General features: G+C 70.6%; 7 protein-coding genes. 4 read left to right on the top strand and 3 right to left on the bottom strand.

Features of this window, described 5'->3' with window-relative positions:
• The 3 genes from QZT59_RS18870 to QZT59_RS18860 form a co-directional block, all read left to right on the top strand.
• Window positions 1-545, top strand: a 545-nt coding sequence (locus QZT59_RS18870; protein ID WP_290819470.1) for a thiamine pyrophosphate-dependent enzyme, incomplete at its 5' end; no start/stop codon positions are given.
• On the top strand, window positions 542-1,558 hold the full coding sequence (locus tag QZT59_RS18865; RefSeq protein WP_290819469.1) for an alpha-ketoacid dehydrogenase subunit beta: 1,017 nt from the start codon (window positions 542-544) through the stop codon (window positions 1,556-1,558). The genes QZT59_RS18870 and QZT59_RS18865, both read left to right, overlap by 4 nt.
• A gap of 174 nt (window positions 1,559-1,732) precedes the next feature.
• Window positions 1,733-2,395 (top strand): O-methyltransferase, encoded by a 663-nt coding sequence (locus tag QZT59_RS18860; protein ID WP_290819467.1) that lies wholly within the window; start codon window positions 1,733-1,735, stop codon window positions 2,393-2,395.
• 126 nt (window positions 2,396-2,521) lie between these two features.
• On the opposite strand, the gene QZT59_RS18855 is transcribed toward QZT59_RS18860, so the two are convergent.
• Entirely contained in the window at window positions 2,522-4,015 is a 1,494-nt protein-coding gene (locus QZT59_RS18855) for a DHH family phosphoesterase (protein WP_290819465.1), read from the bottom strand.
• A 172-nt stretch (window positions 4,016-4,187) separates the two neighbouring features.
• Here QZT59_RS18855 and QZT59_RS18850 point away from each other — a divergent pair, with 172 nt between their 5' ends.
• Window positions 4,188-4,685 (top strand): hypothetical protein, encoded by a 498-nt coding sequence (locus tag QZT59_RS18850; protein ID WP_290819463.1) that lies wholly within the window; start codon window positions 4,188-4,190, stop codon window positions 4,683-4,685.
• 12 nt (window positions 4,686-4,697) lie between these two features.
• Here QZT59_RS18850 and QZT59_RS18845 read toward each other — a convergent pair whose 3' ends face one another.
• On the bottom strand, window positions 4,698-5,600 hold the full coding sequence (locus QZT59_RS18845; RefSeq protein WP_290819461.1) for a uroporphyrinogen-III synthase: 903 nt from the start codon (window positions 5,598-5,600) through the stop codon (window positions 4,698-4,700).
• Window positions 5,593-6,366: a uroporphyrinogen-III C-methyltransferase gene (cobA, locus tag QZT59_RS18840; RefSeq protein ID WP_290819472.1), complete on the bottom strand. Its 774-nt coding sequence runs from the start codon at window positions 6,364-6,366 to the stop codon at window positions 5,593-5,595. Before cobA ends, QZT59_RS18845 begins: the two co-directional genes overlap by 8 nt.
• Between the last annotated feature and the right edge of the window lie 45 nt (window positions 6,367-6,411).

The following is a 6,411-nucleotide window of genomic DNA, read 5'->3' as shown; positions in this document are numbered from 1 at the left end:
TCGAGCGCCAGACCGCGAGCGAGACGATCGCCGAGAAGGCCCGCGCCTACGGGATCGAGGGCGTCCGGGTCGACGGGACCGACCCGCTCGCCGTCTACGCCGTGACGCGGGCCGCACTGCGGAAGGCGAAGAACCCCGTCGACGGCGAGCGGCGACCGACGCTGATCGAGTCCTGCCAGTACCGGCTGGGGCCGCACTCGACCGCCGACGATCCCTCGGCCTACCGGGACGAGTCGGACGGCGACGAGTGGCGCGACCGGGACCCACTAAAGCGCCTGGGACGATTCCTCGAGCGCGAGGGAATCCTCGACGACGCCCTGCAAGCGGAGATCGACCAGCGCGTCGAGGCCCACGTCGCCGCGGCGGTCGAGGAGGCCGAGGCGGTGACCGCCGATCCCGAAGAACTCGTCGAACACGTCTACGAGGAGCCGACCGACCGGCTTCGCGAGCAGCTTGCCGACCTCGAGTCGCTACGGGCGGAGTACGGTGACGAGGCGTTCCGGAAGGCGTACGGCGACGACGCCTTCGCGGAGGTCGACGAATGAGCACCGCAGACGTCGCCGACGGGGCCGCCGAGATGGAGCGTCTGACCCTCGTCGAGGCGGTCCGCGAAGGACTGGCGACCGAACTCGACCGCGACGAGCGCGTACTGGTCCTCGGCGAGGACGTCGGCACGAACGGCGGCGTGTTCAGGGCCACGGAGGGCCTACAGGACGAGTTCGGCCCCGACCGCGTCGTCGACACGCCGCTCGCGGAGTCGGCCATCGTGGGCTCGGCTATCGGCCTGGCGCTCTCGGGGATGCGACCCGTCGCCGAGATGCAGTTCATGGGCTTCGCCTCACCCGCCTACGACCAGCTCGTGAGCCACGCGGCCAGGATCCGAAGTCGCAGCCGTGGCCAGTACGCGGCCCCCATGGTCGTCCGCATGCCCTACGGCGCCGGCATCGACGCGCCCGAGCACCACTCCGAGTCCCGCGAGGCCGCCTACGTCCACGAACCCGGACTCACGGTCGTGACGCCGAGCACGCCCGCCGACGCGAAGGGGTTGCTCGCGGCCGCGATCCGCGACCCGGACCCCGTCATCGTTCTCGAACCCAAGCGCCTCTACCGCGCCTTCCGCGGCGACGTCCCGACCGGCGAGCACGTCGTTCCAATCGGCGAGGCCGCGGTCCGCCGCGAGGGTGAGGACCTCTCGCTGTTCACCTGGGGTGCGAGCACCCAGCCAGCGCTCGCCGTCGCCGAGGCGCTGGCCGGCGAGCGCGGGCTCGACGTCGAGGTGGTCGATCTGCGGACGCTCTCGCCCCTCGACCGCGGAACGATCCTCGCCTCCGTCCGGAAGACCGGCCGCGCGGTCGTCGTCCACGAAGCGCCGAAGACGGCCGGCGTCGGCGCCGAGGTGGCCGCCACGATCCAGGAGGAGGCGCTCTATCACCTCGAAGCACCGATCGAGCGCGTCACCGGCTTCGACGCACCGGTTCCGCTGGGCTCGCTGGAAGAGTACTACCTCCCCCAGGCGGTGCGAATACGGGCGGGCGTACTGACCGTGGTCGAGGGCTGAGAATCGGCGGGCGGCGAGTGGGAGGATACGTCGCACCTGAACCGTCGGAGAGGGAGTGGGAGGATACGTCGCACCTGAACCGTCGGAGTCAGCCGTACTCGCAGGACCCGACCGAACGCGCGGCGAACCGTTGCGGCCCCCTCGCTTAAGCCTCCGTCCGTCTTCCTCCGAAGCATGTCCCTCTCCGACGACCTGCAGCGATACCTCCGCGCGACGGGACCGACCCACGACGCGATTCACGCGGAGATGGCGGCGTACGCCGACGAACACGGCTTTCCGATCATCGGCCCCGACGCCGGCGGCGTGCTCCGGTCGTACGCGGCCGCGACGGACGCCCGGCGGATCTTCGAGTTCGGCTCCGGTTTCGGCTACTCGGCGTACTGGTTCCTCCAGGGGATGGCCGACGACGGCGAGATCGTCCTCACAGAGATAGACGCCGACGAACTCGCGATGGCCGAGGAGTACTTAGAGCGGGCGGGAGTGGCCGACCGGGCCAGCTTCGAGTGCGGTGATGCGATCGAGATCGCCGATCGCTACGAGGGCCCGTTCGACGTGGTGTTGATCGACCACCAGAAAGACCGTTACGCCGACGCGTTCGCGCTGGTCCGGGACAAACTGCCAGCCGGTGCCGTCGTGATCGCGGACAACGTCCTCAGCGGCGCCGTCGACTACCGGGATCTGTTGCCCTACGTCGAGTCCGGCGAGTCGCTGCCCGACGACGCGAACACGCGCGGGATCGCCGACTACCTCGACACGGTGCGGGCGGACGACGACTTCCACACGGTCGTCCTGCCCGTCGGCAGCGGGCTCGCGGTGTCGACCCGCGAACGGGACTGACCGGCGGTGTAGAAGGACGTTCGGGCCCGTCTGGTCGGGCGCTTCCTGTGCTCCCCGACTAGCCACTTACCAAAAAGATGTGCTCATACCCGAGATGGTTCAGCGCATCTCGCCACCGACTAGCTCCTACTCCGAAAGCTGCTCACCGACGAGGCCGTCCGCGAGCGCGACGAAGCTCTCGACCTCGCCTGCCGGCACGGTCGCACCTGCGGCGACGTCGTGGCCGCCGCCGTCACCGCCGACGGCCCGCGCCGCCTCGCCCAGCACCGCCGAGAGGTCGAGTCCCTGCCGGACGAGCGCGTGGCTACCGCGCCCGGAGACTTTGACGGCGTCTTCCTCGTCGGATTTGTCGGCGAACGCGAGGATCGGTCGGCTGCGGTCGACGCCATCGTTGCCGAGTGCCATCCCGGCGACGATGCCGACGATCGTCTCGCGGATGCGATCGCCGGCGTGGAACCACTGGACGTGGTCTTCGGTGGTGACACCCTCGCTGGTGACGAGGTCGATCCCCGCAGAGAGGTTCCGGCGGTGGTTCCTGAGGAGGGTGCGTGCCCGTTCTAGGGCGCCGTCGCGGTCGCCCAGACAGACGGCGAGGCCGACGTCGGCGCGCTCGTACCTGGCGGTCGCGTTGAGCAGCGTCGAGAACTCACTGGCGTCCCGAAGCTCTGTGCCGACGGGTTCGGCCGCCAGCCGGTAGCTGGTGCCGACGAGCGTCTCGATCTTCGACGCGGGTACGCCGCGCGAGACCGCCCGCTCGATCAGCGCGCTCGCGACGGTCTGTTTCTCGTCGGCGTCGAGGTTGGCCCACCGGCGCCAGTCGCCGTCGCGTTTCGTCTCGAGGTCGAGTCCGTCGAGAAAGCGCAACGCCCCGTTCTGGTCGTTCGAGATGCCGGGAATGTAGACGTCGGTGGCGTACTCCAGCAGCTTGGGGAGCGGTCGGGTCTGCGTGCCGTAGAGCGCGAGGTCGGTGCCCGTCTCGAGGACGCCCGCGGCGACGCCTTCCTCGACGATCGCGGCGTTCGCGCCGTGGAGCTCGCCGCTCGACGCCTGCATGTCGCCGACGGCGCCGACGACCGCCAGCGCCGCCAGGTCGCGGTTGTCGGCGCGAGCGGTGGTCGCAGCCGTGGCGCCGCCGTCGGCGACCGCGTCCTGCGGGTCGCTCTCGTCGTCGACGTTGGCGAAATCGGCCATCGCTCGCGCGATCAGATAGGCCGTCCCGGCGCCCGAAATCTCCGAGGCACCGTCGATCCCCTCGAGCAGGGGGTTGCAGTGGAACGCGGTGTCGGCGTCGACCGGCTGGTGGTGGTCGGCGATGACGGGCGTGAACGCGCCCGCCGCTTCGTGGTCGCTGATGATATCGAGCTGTCCGCTACCGAAGTCGGTGAACCAGACCGTCTCGTACTCCGTGGCCGCGATCCCCGCGATGGCCTCCGCGTCGAGCTGTTTCTCGAAGACGACCTCGAACGGGATCGCCGCCCGCTCCAGCGCGCTGGCGGCGACGGCAGCGCTGGTGAGGCCGTCGGCGTCGATGTGGGAGGCCAACAGCACGCGATCGGCTGCGAGCAGCCGGTCGGCGCACGCGCTCGCACGGTCGGCGAGCGCGGGGACGGGGCCGGTCATCTACGCTGGAGTGGTCCGGCTTCGGAGATAAACCTGCGGTTGCGTCGCGGGTCACCGTCTCCCGGGATGGGCCACTACACCGGTCCAAACTGTTCAGCCCGATCGTTCACGGCTGAACGACGGTCAACGGCGACTCCCTTTTACGGTCGTCGTCGGGATGATTCGAGTCGCAATGTCCTCCACTCGATCCAGTCGCTGGTCGCGGTCCGTCGACGATCACCGCCCCGTCCGCTGGCTGTGCAAACTCGCGCTGGCGGCCGTCGCGCTACTGGTCGTGCTCTTCGTGCTCAGTCTGCTCCCCGGGCTCGACGTCTCCGGCTCGACGTTCGCCGCACTGGCCGACGCCATCGTGGCGCTCGCGGTCGTTGCCCTGCTCGGCTACCTCGCGACGGCACTGCCGACGTTCGTGCTCGAACGGACCGACGCCCCACCGGAGCTGCGCGAACACGGCGCCGCCCTGGCCTTCTGGCTCACCATCCTGGCGGCGGTCCTCGTCGCTCATCGCGGCCTCGAACCCGCGGTCGCCGCCATGGGCGGCAATCTCTGGTTCTACGACTCGCTGTTCTTGCTCTCGGCGCTCCCGCCGCTCGTCGGCGTCGTCGCCCACCTGTGGGCGGTGCTCGATCCCGCCGCCGAGTACGCGGCCGACCGGCTCACCGGATACGGATGAGCCCCCGGGCTGTTAGCACTTCAACCGGTGGACGACCTCGCGAGCTAACGCCTCGAACGTCGCCTCGCTCGCGACCAGATCCACCTCGATGCCGTGGTCGGCCAGCGTCTCCCGCGTTGGCTCGCCGATCGCACCGACGACCGCCCTCTCGAGGCCCGCCACCGTCTCGGGGACGTCGCCGCGTTCGGCAGCCGCCTCCAGGAAGTGAACGACCGTCAGCGAAGAGGTAAAGCAGGCCGCGTCGAGGTCGGTGCTGGCGGCGAGTGTGGCCGACTCGCCGCTTCCCGCCGGTCGGGCGAGCCGGTAGAGCACCGTCTCGTGGACGTCGGCACCCAGCTCGCGAAGCCCGTCGAGCAACACCGGCGAGCCGTGGTCGCTGCGAGCCACTTCGACGGTGGCATCCGCGATCCCCGGCTCGGCCGCGAGCCGCTCGACGAGCCCGCTCGACGTGTACTCGTCGGGGACGACATCGACCTCGTAGCCCACCGCCGCGAGCGCGTCGGCCGTGGCGGGACCGATCGCACAGAGCGTGGCGTCGCCTGGCTCCCAGCCGACCTCGGCGGCGAGTTCGGCGCCGGTCTTGCTCGTCAGAATCGCGTACGCGGCGTCCGTCCGGGGCGTCCGTCCCGTCGGCTCGATCGCGAGCATCGGGTCCGCGACCGGCTCGGCGCCGAGTTCCCTGAGGAGTGCAACCGCGTCGTCGATGCGCTCGTCGTCCGGGCGGAAGACGGCGACGATCGGCCGGTTGGCAACGCCGGCGGTCCGGTCCTCCCGGTCGAGCGAGCCGTCCGGACTGCGCGGGTCCGCCGATCCGTCCGGCCCGCTCAGGTCGTCCGAGCCGTCCGGACCGCGCAGACCGTCCGAGTCCTCCGTACCGCCCTGGTCGACCGAGCCGTCCGTGACGTCCTCACTCATCGCCGTTCACCTCGGTTCGCTCGTTCGTCAGCAACTCCTGTACAGTGTCGCGAGTGGCCGCCACCTCGCCGATGACGGTCACCGCGGGCGGCTCGATCCCCGTCTCGTCGCGGACGGCTACGATCGTCTCGAGCGTCCCCGTGGCGACCCGCTGGTCGGCCCAGGTGCCGCGTTCGATCAGCGCCACCGGCGTCGACGGATCCATCCCCGCCTCGTCGAGCGCCGCGGTGTAGTCGGGGAGCCGACCGACGCCCATCAGGACGACGATCGTGCCGCCGGTCGCGGCGAGCGCCGCCCAGTCGACGGCGGACTCGGCTTTCGTCGGATCCTCGTGACCGGTGACGAACGAGACCGACGAGGCGTGATCGCGGTGAGTGACGGGGATACCCGCGACCGCGGGCGCCGCGATCGCCGACGTCACCGCGGGGACGACCTCGAACGGGACGCCGTGGGCGGCGAGGTACTCGGCCTCCTCGCCGCCACGTCCGAAGACGAACGGATCGCCGCCTTTGAGCCGGGCGACGCGTTTTCCCTCGCGGGCGAGTTCGACCAGCCGCTCGTTGATCGCCGACTGGGGCGTCCGCTCGCCGCCGGCGCGCTTGCCGACGTCCTCGCGCTTTTCGGCGGGTATCCGCTCCAGGATTTCTGGCCCCGGCAGCTTGTCGTGGAGGACGACGTCGGCCTCCTCGAGCAGGCGAGTGGCTTTCACCGTCAGCAGCTCGGGATCGCCGGGGCCGCTGCCGATCAGCGAGACGGTGCCGTCCACGTCGGCGCCGTTCTCGACCCCCTCACCGCCACCACCTTCGTCGGC

Origin of the sequence: Halovivax sp. (genome assembly GCA_007119345.1) — an archaeon.
Classification (GTDB): Archaea; Halobacteriota; Halobacteria; order Halobacteriales; family Natrialbaceae; genus Halovivax.
The sequence above is the reverse complement of the archived record's forward strand: the minus strand, read 5'-3'. Positions and strand labels throughout refer to the sequence as shown.

Excerpts from the sequence above, each read along its gene's own strand:
- QZT59_RS18855 (WP_290819465.1), bottom strand. The coding sequence starts at position 4,015 with ATGACCGGCCCCGTCCCCGCGCTCGCCGACCGTGCGAGCGCGTGCGCC.
- QZT59_RS18865 (WP_290819469.1), top strand. The coding sequence starts at position 542 with ATGAGCACCGCAGACGTCGCCGACGGGGCCGCCGAGATGGAGCGTCTG.
- QZT59_RS18850 (WP_290819463.1), top strand. The coding sequence starts at position 4,188 with ATGTCCTCCACTCGATCCAGTCGCTGGTCGCGGTCCGTCGACGATCAC.
- QZT59_RS18860 (WP_290819467.1), top strand. The coding sequence starts at position 1,733 with ATGTCCCTCTCCGACGACCTGCAGCGATACCTCCGCGCGACGGGACCG.
- QZT59_RS18845 (WP_290819461.1), bottom strand. The coding sequence starts at position 5,600 with ATGAGTGAGGACGTCACGGACGGCTCGGTCGACCAGGGCGGTACGGAG.